Genomic DNA, 18,407 nt, shown 5'->3' with positions numbered 1-18,407 from the left:
CGAGGCCCTGGCCAGCGACTACGGCCAGCCGGTGCGCTGGCTGGAGCAGCGCAGCCGCACCACCTGGGAGAACGCCCGCTTCAGCGCCGAGCTGCTGCAGCCGCAGGGCGTGCGCCGCGTGGTGCTGGTGACCCAGGCCTGGCACATGCCGCGGGCGCGCTGGTGCTTCGAGCAGGCCGGCTTCGAGGTGATCGCCGCGCCCATGGGCTTTCTCGGCGGCGGCAGCGCCAGGCCGCTGGGCGGCTGGCTGCCGGAGGCCAAGGCGGTGTGGCAGAACGGCCAGTTGCTCAACGAGGCGCTGGGTTTGCTGCTCTATCCACTGGCCTATGGCGGCTCCTGAGCGCGCTTATTTCACCGCCTTGAGCACCACGAACTTGGGCGTCGCCGCCACCTGCTCGACGCCGCGGAACAGGCGTTTGAGTTTGGCGTGATAGCCCAGGTGGCGGTTGCCGACTATCCACAGCTCGCCGCCTGTGACCAGCGCGGCGCGGGCCTGCTGGAACATGCGCCAGGCGAGAAAATCGCCGACCACCTGCTGCTGGTGGAAGGGCGGGTTGCACAGCACCAGGTCCAGCGAATCGGCCGGCTGCTCGGCCAGGCCGTCGCCGGCGCGGATCTCGACCGGTCGCTCGCCGAGGGCCGCCCGCCAGTTGTCCCGCGCCGACTGCACGGCCATATAGGACTCGTCCACCAGGCACAGCTCCGCCTGCGGGCTATGCAGCGCGTAGACGATGCCGAGCACGCCGTTGCCGCAGCCCAGATCCGCCACACGGATGCGCCCGAGGTGGCGCGGCAGGTGCGGCAGGAAGGCGCGGGTGCCGATGTCCAGGCCCTCGCGGCAGAACAGATTGGCGTGGTTGAGCAGCTCGATGGCCGGGTTGTCCAGCCGGTAACGCGTCGGGTAGGGCGATGCGGGCGCCGCCTTGGTCGCGGGCGTGGCCGTCAGCAGACGCGCTTTCTTCAGTGCCAGCGAGGCCTGTACCGGGCCGATGTATCGTTCCAGCAGGTCGCCGGCGGCGCGCGGCAGGTGCTTGACCATGGCGCCGGCCACCACCCGCGCGCCGGGGGCGAGCTGGCCGTGCAGGCGGATCAGCTGTTCCTCCAGCAGGGCCAGGGTCTTGGGCACGCGGATCAGCACCCAGTCGAACGGCCCCTGCGGCGTGTCGCTGGCCGGCACGAAGGTCACTGCGTCGCGGGCCAAGCCGTTGCGCGCCAGGTTGCTGTGCAGGGCGATACGGCCCAGGTGCGAGTCGCCGCTGCTGGTCAGCCGGCACTGCCCGGCCAGCGAGCAGGCCAGGGCGCCGAAGCCGTCGTTGAGCAGCAGCACCGCGTCGCTCGCGCCCAGGCCCTGCTCGTGCAGGTGCTTGAGCAGGTACTCGTCGGCGGCGTCGAAGGCCTGCAGCGGTTCGTTCGGCTGGTGCGGCTGGCGCAGCAGATCGAGCTGGGCGAAGGGGGTGTCGAGAATAGGCATGGAAACCGTCGGTGTTTGTCGCGCCCGCTTTGCGCGAGACTGCAGAGGAGTTGAGCAAAGGGGGAAGTATGACCGTCAGCGAAGAGAAGTTCACCCGCCAGGTCCTGACCGAGGTGCGTGTCTGGTCGCCCAGTCTGTTCAGCCTGCGCTGCACCCGCGACGCGGGGTTCCGCTTCCGTGCCGGACAGTTCGTCCGCCTCGGCGTGCGCAAGGCCAGCGGCTGCATCGTCTGGCGTGCCTATTCGATGGTGTCGGCGCCGCACGACGACTATCTGGAATTCTTCTCCATCGTCGTGCCCGGCGGCGAGTTCACCAGCGAGCTGAGCGGCCTTGCGCCCGGCGACGAGCTGCTGGTGGAGAAGCAGGCCACCGGCTTTCTCACCCTCGACCGCTTCGCCGATGGCCGCGACCTGTGGCTGATCGGCACCGGCACCGGGCTGGCGCCCTTCCTGTCGATCCTGCAGGATCTGGAGGTCTGGCAGCGCTTCGAGCGCATCGTCCTGGTGTACAGCGCCCGCGACCGCGGCGAGCTGGCCTATCAGGAGCTGATCGCCGATTTGCCGCGGCGCGAGTGGCTGGAGGGGGCGGGGCACAAGCTGCAGTACCTGCCGGTGGTCACCCGCGAGCAGGTGCCCGGGGCACTCCATGCGCGGGTCACCAGCCTGATCGAGAACGGCGAGCTGGAACGTGCCGCCGGCCTGAAGCTTGCGCCCGAGCACTCGCGCATCATGCTCTGCGGCAACCCGCAGATGATCGAGGACACCCGCGCCGTGCTCAGGGCGCGCAACCTGAACCTGGCGCTGACCCGCCGCCCCGGCCAGGTGGCGGTGGAGAACTACTGGTAGTTCACTCCTCGCGGATCGCCTTGATGCGGTGCTCCCAGCGGCGCTTGGCGAAGCGGCGCATATTGGGGATGTCGTCGGTCTCGTCGAGGATCGGCTTGCCGATGATGGTCTCCATGATGTCTTCCAGGGTCACCAGGCCGCGCCAGCTGCCGAACTCGTCGTACACCAGGCACATGTGCTGGCGTTCCTGCATCAGCTGGGTCATCAGGTTTTCCACGTTCATGCTTTCCGGCACCACCTTGAGCGGCTTCATGATGCTGGTCACCGGTGCGGTGTCGTCCTCGGCGGCCAGGGCGTCGTAGCGGAACACCACGCCCAGTGGCGCTTCGTCTGCGCCTATCACCGGGTAGCGGGAGAACTGGCTCTGCTTGACCCGCGCCTTGAAGGCGCCGATCGAGTCGTCCGGGTCCGCCGATTCGCAGACGATGCGCGGGGTCATGATGTCGCGCAGCTTGATCTCGTGCAGGTCGAGGATATTGCTGATCACCCGCTGCTCGTCTTCGTCGAGCTTGCCCAGTTCGCGGCCGAGCAGGGTCAGCGCCTTGATCTCCTGGCGAATGTCGTGCTCCGGCTCCTTGCCGCCGAACAGGCGCATGATCAGGTCGGACATAACGATGAACGGCTTGAGCAGCAGGATCATGGCGCCCAGCAGGCTCGGCAGGAAGGGCGCCAGGGCACGCCAGTAGCGGGCGCCGATGGTCTTCGGCAGGATCTCCGAGAGCACCAGGATCAGCAGGGTCATGATCGCCGAGGCGGCGCCGAGATAGCCGTCGCCGAAGACGATGGTCACCTGCGCGCCGACGCCGGTGGCGCCCACGGTATGGGCCACGGTGTTCAGCGTGAGGATGGCGGCCAGGGGCTGGTCGATCTTGTCTTTGAGCTCTTTCAGCCGCTCGTACAGCTTGGGGCGATCGACCTTCTGCTGGGCAATATAGCTGGGCGTCAGGGAAAGCAGGGCGGCTTCGAGGATGGAACAGATGAACGAAACCAGGATGGAGAGGACAGCGAACGCTATCAGGAGTGTCATGTGGGGGGAGTTGGTGGCGAATGGCCCTTCAATCTATAGGAAATGAGGCCGGAGAAGCGGGCCGACCATTGGCAAGCTGCAACATTTCGTGTCTGTCTGCACTCGAATCGGCGCGGGACGGCGCCCATGGGCGTCCATGTAACGCCTGGTTACAAGTCGGGGCTTAGTCGCGTCGGTTCGCTGCAATAAGATCGTCGGCCCTGTTTTCTCTATCCGGTCTGTATGGACAGCGACAGTAGTCGACCGCCCTCGGCAACGTGCCCGAGGGCAGCCCATCCTGTAGGCGCCGCTGCCTGCAGCGTTCTACTCCAGCCCTTGCGCGCTGGTTCCCGTATCCCCCAGTCGAGTCTTCCCGTGCCGGCCGCGTGCCTGCATGGCGCTTTCGCCTGGGTTCGTTTCCCCTTCACAAGAGCATCTCTGTAAATGGAATGGATCGCCGATCCCACGGCCTGGTTGGGTCTGTTGACCCTGGTCGTCCTGGAAATCGTCCTCGGTATCGACAACCTGGTGTTTATCGCCATTCTCGCCGACAAGCTGCCGCCGCATCAGCGCGACCGCGCACGTCTGATCGGCCTGAGCCTGGCCCTGCTGATGCGCCTCGGCCTGCTGGCCAGCATCGCCTGGCTGGTGACTCTCACCGAGCCGCTGATCGAGGTGTTCGACAAGACCTTCTCCGGGCGCGACCTGATCATGCTCGGCGGCGGTATCTTCCTGCTGTTCAAGGCCACCATGGAGTTGCACGAGCGCCTCGAAGGGCGCAGCCACCAGGTCAGCGGCAGTCGCACCTACGCGCGCTTCTGGCCGGTAGTGGCGCAGATCATCGTGCTCGATGCGGTGTTCTCCCTGGACGCGGTGATCACCGCGGTGGGTATGGTCGAGCACCTGCAGGTGATGATGATCGCCGTGGTCATCTCCATGGCGCTGATGATGCTCGCCAGCAAGCCGCTGACCGCCTTCGTCAACGCCCGCCCGACGGTGATCATGCTGTGCCTGGGCTTCCTCATGATGATCGGCTTCAGCCTCACCGCCGAGGGCCTGGGGTTCCACATTCCCAAGGGCTACCTGTATGCGGCGATCGGTTTCTCGATCCTCATCGAGGTGTTCAACCAGCTCGCCCGCTCGCGCCGCAAGCGCCACCTGCAGGGCGAACGCGGCCTGCGCGAGCGCACTGCGCACGCGGTGCTGCGCCTGCTTGGCGGCAAGGTCGAGGCCGACGAGGTGGGCGAGGAGATCGCCGACATGCTCGAGGGCGGCTACGGCGAAACGGGGCTGTTCGACCGCCGCGAGCGGGTGATGATCCGCGGCGTGCTGGGCCTGGCCGAGCAGTCGATCAGCACGGCGATGACCGACCGCATGCAGGTCGACCGGATCGATCTGGACGCGCCCCTGGAGAAGATCCACCAGGCCCTGCTCGACTCGCCGCACTCGCGTTTGCTGGTCAGCCGTGCGGCGAGCGCCGACGAGCCGCTGGGCTATATCCACAAGAAGGAGCTGTTCAAGGAACTGCTCAAGGGCGAGCAGCCGGACATCGAGAGCCTGGTGCGCACGCCGATCAACCTGCCGGACGGCGTCTCGGTGCTCGGCGCGCTGGAGCAGATGCGCCAGGCCTCGACCCATGTGGCCTTCGTGGTCAACGAGTTCGGCGGTTTCGAGGGCCTGCTGACCCTGACCGACATCCTCGAGGCGATTGCCGGCGAACTGCCGGATGCCAGCGAAGTGGACGGCCCGGAGATCGAGGACGTGGAGGGCGGCTACCGGGTCAACGGTGCGCTCAACCTGGCGGTGCTGCGCGAGCGACTGGGCTTCGTCGCCGCCCCCTGCGACGACTACCAGACCCTGGCCGGCCTGGCCATGAGCCTGCTCGACCGCCTGCCGGTGCTGGGCGACCAACTGGAGTACGCCGACTGGCGCCTGACCGTGACCGAGGTCAAGGAGCGGCGGGTGAGCAAGTTGTTGCTGACGCCACCGCTCAGCTGAGCTACGACAAGGGCGCCAGAAGGCGCCCTTGTCGTTTCTCTGCCGGGGTTATTCCTTGCCCTGCTGCGCCTTGAGCAGGTCGCGGATCTCGCCGAGCAGCTCCTGCTCCTTGGTCGGCGCCGGCGGCGCGGCGGGGGCGGCTTCTTCCTCGCGCTTGAGCTTGTTGAGCACCTTGATGCCCATGAAGATGGCGAAGGCAACGATGGTGAAGTCGATGACGGTCTGGATGAACTTGCCGTAGCCCAGGGTCACCGCCGGCACCTCGCCCTCGGCGGCCTTGAGCACGATGGCCAGGTCGGAGAAATCCACCCCGCCGATCAGGATGCCCAGCGGCGGCATCACCACGTCGCCGACGAAGGACGAGACGATCTTGCCGAACGCCGCGCCGATGATGATGCCGACGGCCATGTCGACCACATTGCCCTTGACCGCGAAAGCCTTGAATTCGCTGAGGATGCTCATGCCTTACTCCCTTTGCCGATGCTGTTGCCAACTGTGTTTATAGCCTGCGATTGGGCCGCAGTCAGGTTGCAAAGGCAATATCGAAATAAGCGCCGCGTGCCGATGGCGCCTTTCGCCAGCACGGGCGCGAGGCCCTGGGCAACACGGCCGCTCGTCTCGTCGAGGGCGAAATTCGCCGTCGGCCGAGCCGCCGAGCTGCAGCTCGACTAGGCTAATAAGGCCATCTCCTGGGAGGGACTTCCATGCCGCTCGAACATCATCCGCTGACTCGCGAATTTCCCCAACACAACGGCGCCCTGCGCCAGCTGATGCAGCACGATGCGCGCTTCGCCCGCATGGCCGAAGAATACGAAGAGCTGGACAAGCGCATCTACGAAATCGAGGACGGCCGCGTCGCCGTCGACGACCTGACCCTGCAGGGGCTCAAGCTGCAACGGGTCGGCCTGAAGGACGAGATCGCCAGCCTGCTGCGCGCCGCCGCGACCTAGGCGGCGCTTGACCCGGATCAACGAGCGGCGCCCGAGGTCGGTCTAGGCTGCGCGCAACCCCCAACCAAGGAGCTTGCGCATGCACGTCGACCATCACCCGCTGATCCACGACTTCCCCGAACACCGCGACGAACTGCAGCGCCTGCGCCGGCAGGACGCTCAGTTCGCCCGTCAGGCCGATGACTACGAGGCGCTGGACAAACGCATCTGCCGCATCGAGGACGGCATCGAACTGCTCGACGATAGCGCCCTCGGCGCCCTCAAGCACAGCCGCGTGACACTCAAGGACGAGCTGGCGCGCCAGCTCAAGCGCGCCGCCGGGCAGTGCTGCGGCTGCGGCAACGACTGCAAGAGCTGACGCCGTTCGAACAGGGGGCGCCGCGAAATCGGACACGGCCCAGGGGCGCGTGGCGCCCTCCCGGCCAGCCGCCGCGCCTGCCGGCGCCGCTCAGTGCGTGGGCGGATTGATCAGGTAGCTGAGCAGGCCGTCCGCTTCATCCTCGCTCCAGATCTGTCGCGGCGGTCGCGGCAGCTCCTTGAACAGCTGTTCCCAGAAGGCGCACGCCAGTTCGTCCTGGCGGTAGAAACGCAGCAGCCAGGGGCTGCTGTCACCCAGCAGCTGGTGCACCAGGGCGCGGCCGATGCCATGGCGGCGGTATTTCTTGAGGATGAACAGGTCGGCGAATTCCGCGGCGTCGATGCCCGGCAGTTCGCTGCGCTCGATCAGCAGGAAGCCGGCGATGAAGCCGTCGGCGAGAATCAGCTGTGCGCTCCAGCCCGGCTCCTGCCAGTAGCGCGCCAGGTGCGGTTCGTGGATATAGAAGCGGCCGTCGTTCTCGACCTCTTCCTGCTCCCAGTCCGAACTCTCGTAGGCGTAGAACTGGTAGAGATTGCGGATCAGGGGGAGCTGGTCGACAGCGGTGGGCAGCAGTTCGATCTGCATGGGGGCTCCAGGGAGCGGCTTGGCGGGTCTGTAAATTTATCCAGTTGTTCGGTATCGTTCCAGCCTTTGTTCAGCAGGCAGGACTGTCCCCCATGGCCAAGGCCAAGCGCATGTACGGCTGCACCGAGTGCGGCGCCACCTTCCCCAAATGGGCCGGGCAGTGCGGCGAGTGCGGGGCCTGGAATACCCTGGTGGAAACCGTGCTGGAAGGCGTCTCGGCGCCGAGCGGGCGCACCGGCTGGGCTGGCCAGCAGGCACAGATCAAGACCCTGGCCGAGGTCAGCGTCGAGGAGGTGCCGCGCTTTTCCACCGCCTCCGGCGAGCTGGACCGGGTGCTCGGCGGCGGCCTGGTGGACGGCTCGGTGGTGCTGATCGGCGGCGACCCCGGCATCGGCAAGTCGACCATCCTGCTGCAGACCCTGTGCAACATCGCCACGCGCTTTCCCGCGCTGTACGTCACCGGCGAGGAATCGCAGCAGCAGGTGGCCATGCGCGCCCGCCGTCTCGGCCTGCCCGAGGACCAGCTGAAGGTGATGACCGAGACCTGCATCGAGACCATAATCGCCACCGCGCGGGTGGAAAAACCCAAGGTGATGGTCATCGACTCGATCCAGACCATCTTCACCGAGCAGCTGCAGTCGGCCCCTGGCGGCGTCGCCCAGGTGCGCGAGAGCGCCGCGCTCTTGGTGCGCTACGCCAAGCAGAGCGGCACGGCGATCTTCCTGGTCGGCCACGTGACCAAGGAGGGCGCCCTGGCCGGGCCGCGCGTGCTCGAGCATATGGTCGACACCGTGCTGTATTTCGAGGGCGAGTCCGATGGCCGCCTGCGCCTGCTGCGCGCGGTGAAGAACCGCTTCGGCGCGATCAACGAGCTGGGCGTGTTCGGCATGACCGACAAGGGCCTCAAGGAGGTCACCAACCCCTCGGCGATCTTCCTTACCCGCGCTCAGGAGGAAGTCCCCGGCAGCGTGGTGATGGCCACCTGGGAGGGCACCCGGCCGATGCTGGTGGAGGTGCAGGCGCTGGTCGACACCAGCCATATGGCCAATCCGCGCCGGGTCACCCTGGGCCTGGACCAGAACCGCCTGGCCATGCTGCTGGCAGTGCTGCACCGCCACGGCGGCATCCCCACCTACGACCAGGACGTGTTCCTCAACGTGGTCGGCGGGGTCAAGGTGCTGGAAACCGCCTCCGACCTGGCGCTGATGGCGGCGGTGATCTCCAGCCTGCGCAACCGCCCGCTGCCGCACGATCTGCTGGTGTTCGGCGAGGTCGGCCTGTCCGGCGAGATCCGCCCGGTGCCGAGCGGCCAGGAACGGCTCAAGGAGGCGGCCAAGCACGGCTTCAAGCGCGCCATAGTGCCCAAGGGCAACGCGCCCAAGGAAGCGCCGGGCGGCCTTGCGATCATCGCCGTGACGCGCCTGGAGCAGGCGCTGGATGCCTTGTTCGAGTAGATCCGGGGCGTAGGTCGGGCCAGCGGCGTGGGCATTGATCCCGAGTCGACGGCGATTCCTGGCGCCGCGTAACCCCGCGCGGCGCCGCCGCTATGGCGTCTCGTCCTCGCCCAGCGCCGCCAGCTCGCGCTCCAGCAGGCTCTCGTCGCCCAGGTTCAGCTCCACCAGGCGGCGCAGGTGGCTGATGGAGTCCAGGTCGATATGCCGGCAGACGAAGCCCAGGTGATCCTGCTGGGTGCGGGTCAGCACCACTTCCATCTTCACCTGGGCCTCGCCGCCCAGGTCGATCTGCGCCTCGAACGGCTGGTCCGGGTCGCCGTTCCAGTCGCGCGGTTTCTTGATCATCAGGCCCTTGAGCGAGAGGTCGTGCAGAGCCGCCGTCCAGCGCCGTTCGCCCTGGGCGATTGCGGTGGGCGCGTCGAAGGCGATGCGCTGAAAGCGCCGACGCTCGTTGGCTGATTCACTCATGCCCGTACTCCTGGAGGATTTCCATCACTATAGCCAAGGCAGTCGCGCGCGCGGCGGTTTTCCATGCGCCACACAATTTGCCGGCGGCCGTTTGACAGGCCGACAAGTGTCGCCAAAGCTCCTAGTGCGGTTTTTATTACCAGAGATTGCGGAGCGACTGATATGGACAAGCGATTGCTGAGCAAGGGTTTGATTTTCGGGGTGCTGGGCGTTGCCAGTCTGGCCGCTCAGTCCGCCATGGCTGCCCAGGCCGGCGGCGGTGGCTGCGGCTGGGGCAACATGGTGTTCGAAGGACAGCGCGGCCTGGTGCCCCACCTGCTGGCCACCACCACCAACGGCACCTCGGGCAACGCCACCTTCGGCCTGACCTCGGGCACCAACGGCTGCGACTCCAGCGTCACGCTGGGTTACGGCGGCCGCTCGCTGCTGGCGATGAACGGCATGCTCGACTCCATCGCCGAGGACATGGCGGTCGGCCAGGGCGAAGCGCTGGACGCCTATGCCACCCTGCTAGGCATCGAGGCACAGGACCGCGCGCATTTCGCCAAGGTCACCCACCAGAACTTCGGCAGCATCTTCCAGCACTCCGACACCACCAGCGAGCAGGTGCTGGCCGCGACCCTCGAGGTGATGAGCCGCGACGCCCAGCTGGCGCGCTATGTGAAACAGCCGGCCTGATTCCGTTGGCCACAAAAAAGCCCGCCGAATTGGCGGGCTTTTTCATTCGCGGCTGAGGCTTAGTTGCCGTAGACCGGGAACTTGGCGCACAGCGCCTTGACCTGCTCGCGCACGCGGCCTTCGACTTCGTCGTTGCCGATGTTGGCCAGCACTTCGCAGATCCAGCCGGCCAGCTGGCGGCATTCCTCTTCCTTGAAACCGCGGGTGGTCACCGCCGGGGTGCCGATGCGCAGACCGGAGGTGACGAAGGGCGAGCGCGGATCGTTCGGCACGCTGTTCTTGTTCACGGTGATAAAGGCGCGGCCCAGGGCGGCGTCGGCGTCCTTACCGGTGATGTCCTGCTTGATCAGCGAGAGCAGGAACAGGTGGTTCTCGGTGCCGCCGGAAACCACGTCGTAGCCGTTGTCGATGAACACGCCGGCCATGGTCTGGGCGTTCTTGATCACCTGCGCCTGGTAGGCCTTGAACTCAGGCTGCAGGGCTTCCTTGAAGCACACGGCCTTGGCCGCGATGACGTGCTCCAGCGGGCCGCCCTGGCCGCCAGGGAACACCGCGGAGTTGAACTTCTTCTCCAGCTCCTCGTTCTTGCGCGCCAGGATCAGGCCACCGCGCGGGCCGCGCAGGGTCTTGTGGGTGGTGGTGGTGACCACGTCGGCGAAGGGCACCGGGTTCGGGTACAGGCCGGCGGCGACCAGACCGGCGACGTGGGCCATGTCGACGAACAGGTAGGCACCGACCTTGTCGGCGATGGCGCGGAAACGCGGGAAGTCCAGTACCTGGGAGTAGGCGCTGAAACCGGCGATGATCATCTTCGGCTTGTGCTCGACCGCCAGGCGCTCGACTTCGTCGTAGTCGATCAGGCCGGCGTCGGTGATGCCGTACTGCACGGCGTTGTAGATCTTGCCGGAGAAGCTGACGCTGGCGCCGTGGGTCAGGTGGCCGCCGTGGGCCAGGCTCATGCCCAGCACGGTGTCGCCGGCGTTGAGCAGGGCCATGTACACGGCCGAGTTGGCCTGCGAGCCGGAGTGCGGCTGGACGTTGGCGTAGTCGGCGCCGAACAGCTGCTTGGCGCGGTCGATGGCCAGCTGCTCGACCACGTCGACGTACTCGCAACCGCCGTAGTAGCGCTTGCCCGGGTAGCCTTCGGCGTACTTGTTGGTCAGCACGCTGCCCTGGGCTTCCATCACCGCCGGGCTGGTGTAGTTTTCCGAGGCGATCAGCTCGATATGTTCTTCCTGGCGCTGGGCTTCCTGCTCCATCGCGGCAAACAATTCGGCGTCATAACGAGCAAGGTTCAAATCACGGCTGAACATGGCATTCCCCTGAGAAAAATCAGCTGGGCGGTAGAAAGAGGGGGCGGATTCTACCGCAAAGGTCGCATTCAGGCATATGAAGGTCGGTCATGCGGCGGACAAATGGCCTTCATGGCGGGCGTAGGTTGGGTTAGCGGCGGGTGCATTTATCCTGATACGACACAGCCGCCAGGCGCCGCATGACCCAGCACTTGGCGCCAGGCGCGCCGCCGCGATCGGGGCACCGCGCAGAACATGCGCTCCTGGCCCATGCCTGCCTGGCGGCTAACCCATCCCAGGGTTGCGTTTAGCTCAGGATAAACAGCGCGGTATTGCCGAACTGGGCGCTGAACTGCTGCGCCCGCATCGGTCGGCCGAGCAGGTAGCCCTGCACTTCGTCGCACTCGTGCATGCGCAGGAAGTCGAGCTGCGCCTGGGTTTCCACACCCTCGGCGATCACCGCCAGGTTCAGGCTGTGGGCCATGGCGATGATGGCGCGGGCGATCTGCGCGTCCTGCTCGCCCTCGGGCAGGCCGTCGACGAAGCTGCGGTCGATCTTCAGCACGTCGATGGGGAACTGCTTGAGGTAGTTGAGCGAGCTGTAGCCGGTGCCGAAGTCGTCCACCGCGATGCACAGGCCCAGGCGCTTGAGGTCGGCCAGGGTCTGCATGGCGCTGGCCACGTCGCGCATCAGGATGCTCTCGGTCAGCTCCAGCTCCAGGCAGGCCGGCGGGATGCCGCTGCCGGCGAGGATGGCGGCGATGCGGGTGTGCAGGTCGCCCTCGGCGAACTGGCGCGCCGACAGGTTGACCGAGATCTTCGGGATGCGGATCTTCTCCTCGTGCCAGGCCTTGAGCTGGCGGCAGGCCTCGTCCAGCACCCAGTCGCCGACCTGCACCACCAGGCCGAGTTCTTCCAGCACCGGAATGAACTCGTCCGGCGGCACCAGGCCGCGGCGCGGATGGTTCCAGCGCAGCAGCGCCTCGACCCCGGTCAGGCGCCGGCCGTCGCCGGAGAACTGCGGCTGGTAGTGCAGGACGAACTGGCCCTGTTCCTGGGCGTGGCGCAGGTCGCTCTCCAGTTCCAGACGCTCCAGGGCGCTGGCGTTCATGTCCGCCTGGTAGAACTGGAAGTTGTTCTTGCCGCGCTCCTTGGCGTGGTACATGGCGGTGTCGGCGTTCTTCATCAGCTGACTGAGTTCCTCGCCGTCCTGCGGCGCCAGGGCGATGCCGATGCTGGCGGTGACGAAGAACTCGCGGCCCTCGAGGACGAAGGGCCGCGCCAGGCTGGAGAGGATCTGCTCGGCGACGTGGATCGCCCGGTTCAGTGCGCCCTCGCGGGTGGCGCGCGGCTGCAGCAGCAGGGTGAATTCGTCGCCGCCCATGCGCGCCACGGTGTCGTCGCCGTCGACGCAGGCCGACAGGCGGATGGCCACGTCCTTGAGCATGCGGTCGCCGGCGGCGTGGCCGAGCGAGTCGTTGATCGGCTTGAAGCGGTCGAGGTCGAGGAACATCAGCACCACCCACTCGTCGTGCCGCTCGGCATGCTGTAGGGCGCTGTGCAGGCGGTCCTGGAACAGGGTGCGGTTGGGCAGGTGGGTGAGGGCGTCGTAGTAGGCCAGGCGATGGATGCGCTGCTCGCTGGCCTTGCGTTCGCTGATGTCGCTGAAGAAGCACACGTAGCTGACCAGGTCGCCTTCCTCGTCGTGCACCGCGGTGATGCCGACCCAGGCCGGGAAGTTCTCGCCGCCCTTGCGCTTGAGCCACACTTCGCCCTCCCAGCTGCCGCGCTGGTTGAGCTGGCCGAGGATGTACTGCAGGTGCGCCGCCTGCTGGCGGTCGGCGGTGAGCATGCCGGGCAGCTGGTCGAGCACCTGGCCGGCGGAGTAGCCGCTGACCCGGCTGAAGGCCTTGTTGACCTGGACGATGTAGCCGGCCGGGTCGGTGACCAGAATGGCCGCGGTGGAGTGCTCGAACACCGTGGCGGCCATGCGCAGGTCCTTCTCCGCGCGGCGCTGCTGGCTGATGTCGCGGCCGACGCCGAGGATGCCCTCGAAGCGGCCGTTCTCGTCCCACATCAGCACCAGGCGCAGTTCCACCGGGATCTTGTGGCCGTCGGCGCGCAGGCAGTCGAAGACGAACAGCTGGTCCGGCAGCTCCTCGCGCAGGCGGTCGAGGCGGGGGCGGTCGCCGAGGGCGTCGCGGATGCGTTCGAGCAGCAGGTTGAGGCCGTTCAATTGCTGGGGATTGGCCGCCATGCTGGAGAAGCTGTTGGCCATCACCCAGTCGACCGAGTAGCCCAGCACCGGCTCCACCGAGGGGCTGACGTAGTTCAGCGCCAGGCTGTCGTCGGTGGAGAAGATCACGTCGCTGATGCTTTCGGCGAGCAGGCGGTAGCGCTGCTCGCTGTCGCGCAGCGACTGGTTGCGCTCGATCTGTTCGGTGATGTCCTTGGCCACGCCGATCAGGCGGCTGACCCGGCCGCGCGGATCGCGCGCCAGGGCCTGTTCGCGGATGCTGAACCAGCGCCACTGGCCGTCGCGATGGCGCCAGCGCAGCACCGATTCGAGCAGCAGGCCGTCGCCGATGACCTTCTGCAGGTTGCGGATGCGCCAGTAGTAATCGCTGTCGTCCGGGTGCAGCACCTGCTCCCAGAATTCCCCGGCCATCGCCTTGAGTTCGCCGACGCTGTAGCCCAGCTGCAGGCCGAGGCTGTGGTTGCTGAACAGCACCTGCTTGTTCTGCATGTCGTGCACGTAGAGCAGGTCGGGCACCGAGCGCACCACCTCGGACCAGAAGCGCTCGCGCTCGATCAGCGACAGCTCGATGCGTTTGCGGCTGGTGATGTCGCCGATGCTCAGGGTCACCGCCTGGTAGTCCTGGATCATCTCCGGCAGACGCAGCACCAGCCAGACATGGCGTTGCAGGCCCTGGGCGGTGACCAGCTGGGTTTCCAGCTCGACCAGGTTGGGGCCCTCCAGTACGGCCACCGCCAGCTTGTAGCGCAGGTCGTCCGGCTGCAGCGGGCCGCAGTCGATCAGCTGCTGCCAGGCCTGCTCGGTGGACCTGACCCCGAGCAGGTTGAGCGCCACCTGATTGGCCTCGGTGATGCGCAGCTGTTGCAGCAGCTGCCGCTGGTGCCCGGCGTCGGCCTGCAGCCAGCGGCCCAGGCTCGCGCTGTCGCGCAGCTTGTGTTGCAGGAGGAAGCTGCGCAGGCCGGCCAGGTCGAGCACGCACAGGGCCACGCCGGTGCCTTCGAAGATGTCCTGGTAGCGTCGCCGGGTTTCCTGCAGCACGCGCATCGCCTGCTGCTCGTCGGTGACGTCACGCAGCACCCAGACGTAACCGGCCTGGCGGCCGCCCTCGCTGATGTCGCTGCGGGTCACGGCGAACAGGCGCGCGCGGCCCTGCTGCACCACCCGTACCAGCTCCGGGCCCAGGTCGCTGGTCTGTTGCGGGCTGTTGAGCAGCAGCGGATCGAGGTCGGGCAGCAGCTCCAGCAGGTGGCGATCCCACACCGCCTGGCTGCTCTGGCCGAACAGCGCCTCGGCCTGCGGGTTGAGGTAGCGCAGCTTGCCGTCGGCCTGGGTCACCAGGATGCGTTCCTCCACCGCGCCGAGGGCACTGGCGGCCTGGCGCAGCGAGCGCCGCGATTCGGCATTGAGCCGCTGCAGGCTGCGCTGTTCGCGCTGCAGGCCGTACAGGGCGAGCAGGGTGAGCAGGCTGCACAGGGTGAACAGCAGAAACTTGCCGGCCAGGGCCGGCATCAGCTGGCTGCCGGCGCGATCGGCGTCGAACAGCGCGCGCAGCTGCCAGTCGCTGCCGTCCAGGGGGATCAGCTGCAGGCTCTGCGCCTGCTCCTCGGCAGTGACCGGGGCGACCAGGCTGCCCTGTTGCAGGGCGTCGGCGCGGGCGATCACCCGCCGGCTCTGCAGGTCCTCGAGCAGCCAGGCGTGTTCGCTCTGGTGCTGCTCGCGCAGCCAGCCGCGCAGCGCGCGCACGCTCATGCGCAGCACTCGCGCGCTGCCGTCGGGCTGGCGCAGCAGCAGGTACAGCGCGCCGCCGTCGTGGGCGCTGAAGGCGAAGTGGTAGGGCGCGCCGCCGCTGCGTTGCTGCAGGCTGCGGATGAAGCTCAGGTCGGCGGTCTCGTCGGCGCTGTCGGCCAGCAGTTGGCCATGGCCGTCGAGCCACGCCAGGCTGGACAGGGTCGGGAAGATGCCGCGCAGCGGCTTGAGCTGCGCGGCCAGCCCGTCCGCGCTGACGCTACGGGGTTCGCTGCTCTGCAGCATGGCCTGGCCGGCCTGGGCCTTGAGGCGCATGTTCAGGCCCAGGTGCTTGGCCAGTTGTTCGCTGTAGCTGCGGCTCAACTGCCGCTGGTTGTCCAGCAGCTGGCGGTATTCCTGCAGCAGCTGCCAGGCCAGCAGCCCGAGCATGGCCAGCACCAGCACCACCAGGGCGCGCTTGAGCGATTCGCGGCGGCGCGGTGCGTGCGACTCTCCCTGAGGCGACGAGGGTGGTGATGAGGGGGTCGACACGTCTTGGAACCTGCAGCTGCTGCGGGGTTGTCGGGCGCGCAAGCAGGCCTGCGCTCGCGCGAGCCGGCTAGCATGCCTGCAAATGTGGCCAAGTGCCAGCTGAGCCGACGAGCGTAGGTTTGCCCTGCCTCGCGCATTCCGGTAGCTTTGCGCCGCGCGCGCATGGCCAGCCATCCGTTCGGCACTTGGCGTGCGCCCCGGCAGGGGCTAAGGTCTCTGCACTGCGCGCCACGACGCGCCGTTTTCACCCCATTCTCACCAGTCAGGTTCTCCATGGCTCAGTACGTCTACAGCATGCATCGGGTCAGCAAGGTCGTCCCGCCGAAGCGTGAAATCCTCAAGGACATCTCCCTGTCGTTCTTCCCCGGCGCCAAGATCGGCGTGCTCGGCCTCAACGGCGCCGGTAAGTCGACCCTGCTGCGCATCATGGCCGGCGTCGACACCGAGATCGACGGCGAAGCCCGCCCGATGCCGGGGATCAAGGTCGGCTACCTGCCACAGGAGCCGCAGCTCGACCCGAACAAGAGCGTGCGCGACATAGTCGAAGAGGCCGTGGGCGAGATCAAGCAGGCCCAGGCCCGCCTCGACGAGGTGTACGCCGCCTACGCCGAGCCGGACGCCGACTTCGACGCCCTGGCCGCCGAGCAGGCCAAGCTGGAGGCGATTCTGCAGGCCTCCGACGGCCACAACCTGGAGCGCCAGCTGGAAGTCGCTGCCGACGCCCTGCGCCTGCCGCCATGGGAGGCCAAGATCGAACACCTGTCCGGCGGCGAGAAGCGCCGCGTGGCGCTGTGCCGCCTGCTGCTGTCGGCGCCCGACATGCTGCTGCTGGACGAACCGACCAACCACCTGGACGCCGACTCGGTGGCCTGGCTGGAGCGCTTCCTGCACGACTTCCCCGGCACCGTGGTGGCCATCACCCACGACCGCTACTTCCTCGACAACGTCGCCGGCTGGATTCTCGAACTCGACCGCGGCCACGGCATCCCCTACGAGGGCAACTACTCCGGCTGGCTGGAATCCAAGGCCAACCGCCTGGCCCAGGAAGCCAAGGCCGAGGCGTCGCACGCCAAGGCGATGAAGGCCGAACTGGAATGGGTGCGCCAGGGCGCCAAGGCGCGTCAGGCCAAGTCCAAGGCGCGCCTGCAGCGTTTCGAGGAAATGCAGTCGCAGGAATTCCAGAAGCGCAGCGAGACCAACGAGATCTACATCCCGGCCGGCCCGCGCCTGGGCGACAAGGTCATCGATTTCCACAACGTGTCGAAATCCTTCGGCGACCGCGTGCTGATCGACGACCTGTCCTTCAGCATCCCCAAAGGCGCCATCGTCGGCGTGATCGGCGGCAACGGCGCGGGCAAGTCGACCCTGCTGCGCATGATCACCGGCAAGGAACAGCCCGATTCCGGCAGCATCGAGATCGGCGAAACCGTGCAGATCGCCAGCGTCGAGCAGAGCCGCGACCTGCTCGACGGCAGCAAGACCGTGTGGGAGCAGATTTCCGACGGCTTCGACATGATCAAGGTGGGCAACTACGAGGTGCCGTCGCGCGGCTACGTCGGTCGCTTCAACTTCAAGGGCGCCGACCAGCAGAAGTTCGTCAAGGACCTCTCCGGCGGTGAGCGCGGTCGTCTGCACATGGCCCTGACCCTGAAGCAGGGCGGCAACGTGCTGCTGCTCGACGAACCGTCCAACGACCTCGACGTGGAAACCCTGCGCGCCCTGGAAGAGGCGCTGCTGGACTTCCCCGGCGCCGCGGTGGTGATCTCCCACGATCGCTGGTTCCTCGACCGTATCGCCACCCACATCCTCTCTTACGAGGACGACGGCAAGGTCAACTTCTTCGAGGGCAACTACAGCGAGTTCGAAGCCGACCGCAAGAAACGCCTGGGTGACGCCGCCGCGCAGCCGCACCGGGTGCGCTACAAGAAGCTGGCGCAATAACTCTTCGCCAGATGAAAAAAACGGAGCCTGCGGGCTCCGTTTTTCTTTGGCGGCCTAGGCGCGCCGGGCGCACCGGTAGCCCTGGGGGATGGGGGGTCAGAGCCTGGCCAGCAGGATTTCCAGCGCCCTGGCCTGATCTTCGGCCAGGTCGATGATATGAAAGCCCGCCCAGCAGTGCTGACCGTCGGCGCCGGGGCGGCTCCATAGGCAGTCGGCGCCCAGGCGTACCTCCGGCAGAACCTGCGTGCCGGCGCTGCACACCAGGCGACATTGCAGCACCGCGTCCGCGGTGTGCGGGGTGTCGCTGAACAGCATGAAGCCGTCGGCGGACAGGTCGACGATGCGGCCCAGGCGCTGACCGCTGTTCAGGTCGAAGACCTCCAGCTGCAACTCGGTGCCATGGCGGCTGTGTTGGCGACGCTCTTCCATGGAAATTCCTCAGCGGGGTTCGGCCGTGCGCCCGGTAAAGCGCTGCAGCACACGGTAGATGGCAGTAAGGGCGCGATCCATCAGCGGTGCCGCGCGTTCGGGGGGGACGATGCGGGCCAGGCCCTGTTCCATCTCGCTGGCCAGCAGGGTCAGGGGTTTGATCGCCACGCGCTGGCCGCTGTTGTCGACGAACATGTAGTTGTGGGTAGTGGGGCTGAACCAGGACAGCTTGAGCCTGCGGCTCTGCTCGCCGTTGACGAACTCGAACCAGGTGCCGAACTCGACGCTGGCCAGTTCCTTGGCCAGCGTCTGGGCGCGCGCTGACAGCCTGGTGCGTGGCGGCGCCTGACGGGCGAGGTCGGCGTCCTCGCCGAGCATGGCGCCGAGCGGGCTCTCCG

General features: G+C 67.1%; 17 protein-coding genes. 8 read left to right on the top strand and 9 right to left on the bottom strand.

Annotated elements, in window-relative coordinates; all coding sequences use genetic code 11:
- Positions 1-340 (top strand): YdcF family protein (locus N878_RS19905; RefSeq protein WP_021445309.1); only part of this gene is annotated, 340 nt, incomplete at its 5' end.
- Positions 341-346: 6 nt separating this feature from the next.
- Here the strand turns inward: N878_RS19905 and N878_RS19900 are convergent.
- Positions 347-1,471: a class I SAM-dependent methyltransferase gene (locus N878_RS19900; protein WP_021445308.1), complete on the bottom strand. Its 1,125-nt coding sequence runs from the start codon at positions 1,469-1,471 to the stop codon at positions 347-349.
- 68 nt (positions 1,472-1,539) lie between these two features.
- Here N878_RS19900 and N878_RS19895 point away from each other — a divergent pair, with 68 nt between their 5' ends.
- Positions 1,540-2,316, top strand: a complete 777-nt coding sequence (locus N878_RS19895; protein WP_021445307.1) for a ferredoxin--NADP reductase — start codon at positions 1,540-1,542, stop codon at positions 2,314-2,316.
- 1 nt (position 2,317) lies between these two features.
- On the opposite strand, the gene N878_RS19890 is transcribed toward N878_RS19895, so the two are convergent.
- The gene (locus N878_RS19890) at positions 2,318-3,343 is read right to left on the bottom strand and encodes a CNNM domain-containing protein (RefSeq protein ID WP_021445306.1); all 1,026 of its coding nucleotides are present in this window, start codon (positions 3,341-3,343) and stop codon (positions 2,318-2,320) included.
- A gap of 423 nt (positions 3,344-3,766) precedes the next feature.
- Here N878_RS19890 and N878_RS19885 point away from each other — a divergent pair, with 423 nt between their 5' ends.
- A complete protein-coding gene (locus N878_RS19885; RefSeq protein WP_021445305.1) occupies positions 3,767-5,320 on the top strand; it encodes a TerC family protein in 1,554 nt (517 codons plus the stop codon).
- A 48-nt stretch (positions 5,321-5,368) separates the two neighbouring features.
- On the opposite strand, the gene mscL is transcribed toward N878_RS19885, so the two are convergent.
- Positions 5,369-5,782, bottom strand: a complete 414-nt coding sequence (mscL, locus tag N878_RS19880; RefSeq protein WP_021445304.1) for a large-conductance mechanosensitive channel protein MscL — start codon at positions 5,780-5,782, stop codon at positions 5,369-5,371.
- A gap of 242 nt (positions 5,783-6,024) precedes the next feature.
- On the opposite strand from mscL, the gene N878_RS19875 reads away from it, so the two are divergent.
- Positions 6,025-6,270: a YdcH family protein gene (locus N878_RS19875; protein WP_021445303.1), complete on the top strand. Its 246-nt coding sequence runs from the start codon at positions 6,025-6,027 to the stop codon at positions 6,268-6,270.
- Between the two features lie 79 nt (positions 6,271-6,349).
- The gene (locus N878_RS19870) at positions 6,350-6,628 is read left to right on the top strand and encodes a YdcH family protein (RefSeq protein ID WP_021445302.1); all 279 of its coding nucleotides are present in this window, start codon (positions 6,350-6,352) and stop codon (positions 6,626-6,628) included.
- A gap of 90 nt (positions 6,629-6,718) precedes the next feature.
- On the opposite strand, the gene N878_RS19865 is transcribed toward N878_RS19870, so the two are convergent.
- The gene (locus N878_RS19865) at positions 6,719-7,213 is read right to left on the bottom strand and encodes a GNAT family N-acetyltransferase (RefSeq protein WP_021445301.1); all 495 of its coding nucleotides are present in this window, start codon (positions 7,211-7,213) and stop codon (positions 6,719-6,721) included.
- Between the two features lie 92 nt (positions 7,214-7,305).
- On the opposite strand from N878_RS19865, the gene radA reads away from it, so the two are divergent.
- A complete protein-coding gene (radA, locus tag N878_RS19860) occupies positions 7,306-8,667 on the top strand; it encodes a DNA repair protein RadA (protein ID WP_021445300.1) in 1,362 nt (453 codons plus the stop codon).
- A 90-nt stretch (positions 8,668-8,757) separates the two neighbouring features.
- Here the strand turns inward: radA and N878_RS19855 are convergent, their stop codons facing one another.
- Positions 8,758-9,135, bottom strand: coding sequence for a PilZ domain-containing protein (locus N878_RS19855; RefSeq protein ID WP_021445299.1), 378 nt, complete (start codon positions 9,133-9,135; stop codon positions 8,758-8,760).
- Positions 9,136-9,297: 162 nt separating this feature from the next.
- Here N878_RS19855 and N878_RS19850 point away from each other — a divergent pair, with 162 nt between their 5' ends.
- Complete coding sequence (locus tag N878_RS19850; protein ID WP_021445298.1) at positions 9,298-9,813, top strand: DUF3015 domain-containing protein; 516 nt, start codon at positions 9,298-9,300, stop codon at positions 9,811-9,813.
- A 59-nt stretch (positions 9,814-9,872) separates the two neighbouring features.
- Here the strand turns inward: N878_RS19850 and glyA are convergent, their stop codons facing one another.
- Both glyA and N878_RS19840 read right to left on the bottom strand, forming a co-directional pair.
- Positions 9,873-11,126 (bottom strand): serine hydroxymethyltransferase, encoded by a 1,254-nt coding sequence (glyA, locus tag N878_RS19845; RefSeq protein ID WP_031303573.1) that lies wholly within the window; start codon positions 11,124-11,126, stop codon positions 9,873-9,875.
- 286 nt (positions 11,127-11,412) lie between these two features.
- Positions 11,413-15,639 (bottom strand): EAL domain-containing protein, encoded by a 4,227-nt coding sequence (locus tag N878_RS19840; protein WP_031303571.1) that lies wholly within the window; start codon positions 15,637-15,639, stop codon positions 11,413-11,415.
- Positions 15,640-15,912: 273 nt separating this feature from the next.
- Here N878_RS19840 and ettA point away from each other — a divergent pair, with 273 nt between their 5' ends.
- The gene (ettA, locus tag N878_RS19835; RefSeq protein ID WP_021445295.1) at positions 15,913-17,580 is read left to right on the top strand and encodes an energy-dependent translational throttle protein EttA; all 1,668 of its coding nucleotides are present in this window, start codon (positions 15,913-15,915) and stop codon (positions 17,578-17,580) included.
- A 96-nt stretch (positions 17,581-17,676) separates the two neighbouring features.
- Here the strand turns inward: ettA and N878_RS19830 are convergent, their stop codons facing one another.
- Together N878_RS19830 and N878_RS19825 are read right to left on the bottom strand one after the other, a co-directional pair.
- On the bottom strand, positions 17,677-18,009 hold the full coding sequence (locus N878_RS19830; RefSeq protein WP_021445294.1) for a PilZ domain-containing protein: 333 nt from the start codon (positions 18,007-18,009) through the stop codon (positions 17,677-17,679).
- A gap of 9 nt (positions 18,010-18,018) precedes the next feature.
- Positions 18,019-18,407: DUF1631 family protein (locus tag N878_RS19825; RefSeq protein ID WP_036988384.1), on the bottom strand; the 389-nt coding region annotated here is incomplete at its 5' end.

The sequence above is a fragment of the Pseudomonas sp. EGD-AK9 genome (assembly GCF_000465935.2).
GTDB lineage: Bacteria > Pseudomonadota > Gammaproteobacteria > Pseudomonadales > Pseudomonadaceae > Aquipseudomonas.
This window is presented reverse-complemented; position numbering and strand designations above follow the sequence as displayed.

Bases quoted from the DNA above. Each gene is read 5' to 3' on its own strand.
- N878_RS19900 (WP_021445308.1), bottom strand. From the start codon at position 1,471: ATGCCTATTCTCGACACCCCCTTCGCCCAGCTCGATCTGCTGCGCCAG.
- N878_RS19895 (WP_021445307.1), top strand. From the start codon at position 1,540: ATGACCGTCAGCGAAGAGAAGTTCACCCGCCAGGTCCTGACCGAGGTG.
- N878_RS19890 (WP_021445306.1), bottom strand. From the start codon at position 3,343: ATGACACTCCTGATAGCGTTCGCTGTCCTCTCCATCCTGGTTTCGTTC.
- N878_RS19885 (WP_021445305.1), top strand. From the start codon at position 3,767: ATGGAATGGATCGCCGATCCCACGGCCTGGTTGGGTCTGTTGACCCTG.
- mscL (WP_021445304.1), bottom strand. From the start codon at position 5,782: ATGAGCATCCTCAGCGAATTCAAGGCTTTCGCGGTCAAGGGCAATGTG.
- N878_RS19875 (WP_021445303.1), top strand. From the start codon at position 6,025: ATGCCGCTCGAACATCATCCGCTGACTCGCGAATTTCCCCAACACAAC.
- N878_RS19870 (WP_021445302.1), top strand. From the start codon at position 6,350: ATGCACGTCGACCATCACCCGCTGATCCACGACTTCCCCGAACACCGC.
- N878_RS19865 (WP_021445301.1), bottom strand. From the start codon at position 7,213: ATGCAGATCGAACTGCTGCCCACCGCTGTCGACCAGCTCCCCCTGATC.
- radA (WP_021445300.1), top strand. From the start codon at position 7,306: ATGGCCAAGGCCAAGCGCATGTACGGCTGCACCGAGTGCGGCGCCACC.
- N878_RS19855 (WP_021445299.1), bottom strand. From the start codon at position 9,135: ATGAGTGAATCAGCCAACGAGCGTCGGCGCTTTCAGCGCATCGCCTTC.
- N878_RS19850 (WP_021445298.1), top strand. From the start codon at position 9,298: ATGGACAAGCGATTGCTGAGCAAGGGTTTGATTTTCGGGGTGCTGGGC.
- glyA (WP_031303573.1), bottom strand. From the start codon at position 11,126: ATGTTCAGCCGTGATTTGAACCTTGCTCGTTATGACGCCGAATTGTTT.
- ettA (WP_021445295.1), top strand. From the start codon at position 15,913: ATGGCTCAGTACGTCTACAGCATGCATCGGGTCAGCAAGGTCGTCCCG.
- N878_RS19830 (WP_021445294.1), bottom strand. From the start codon at position 18,009: ATGGAAGAGCGTCGCCAACACAGCCGCCATGGCACCGAGTTGCAGCTG.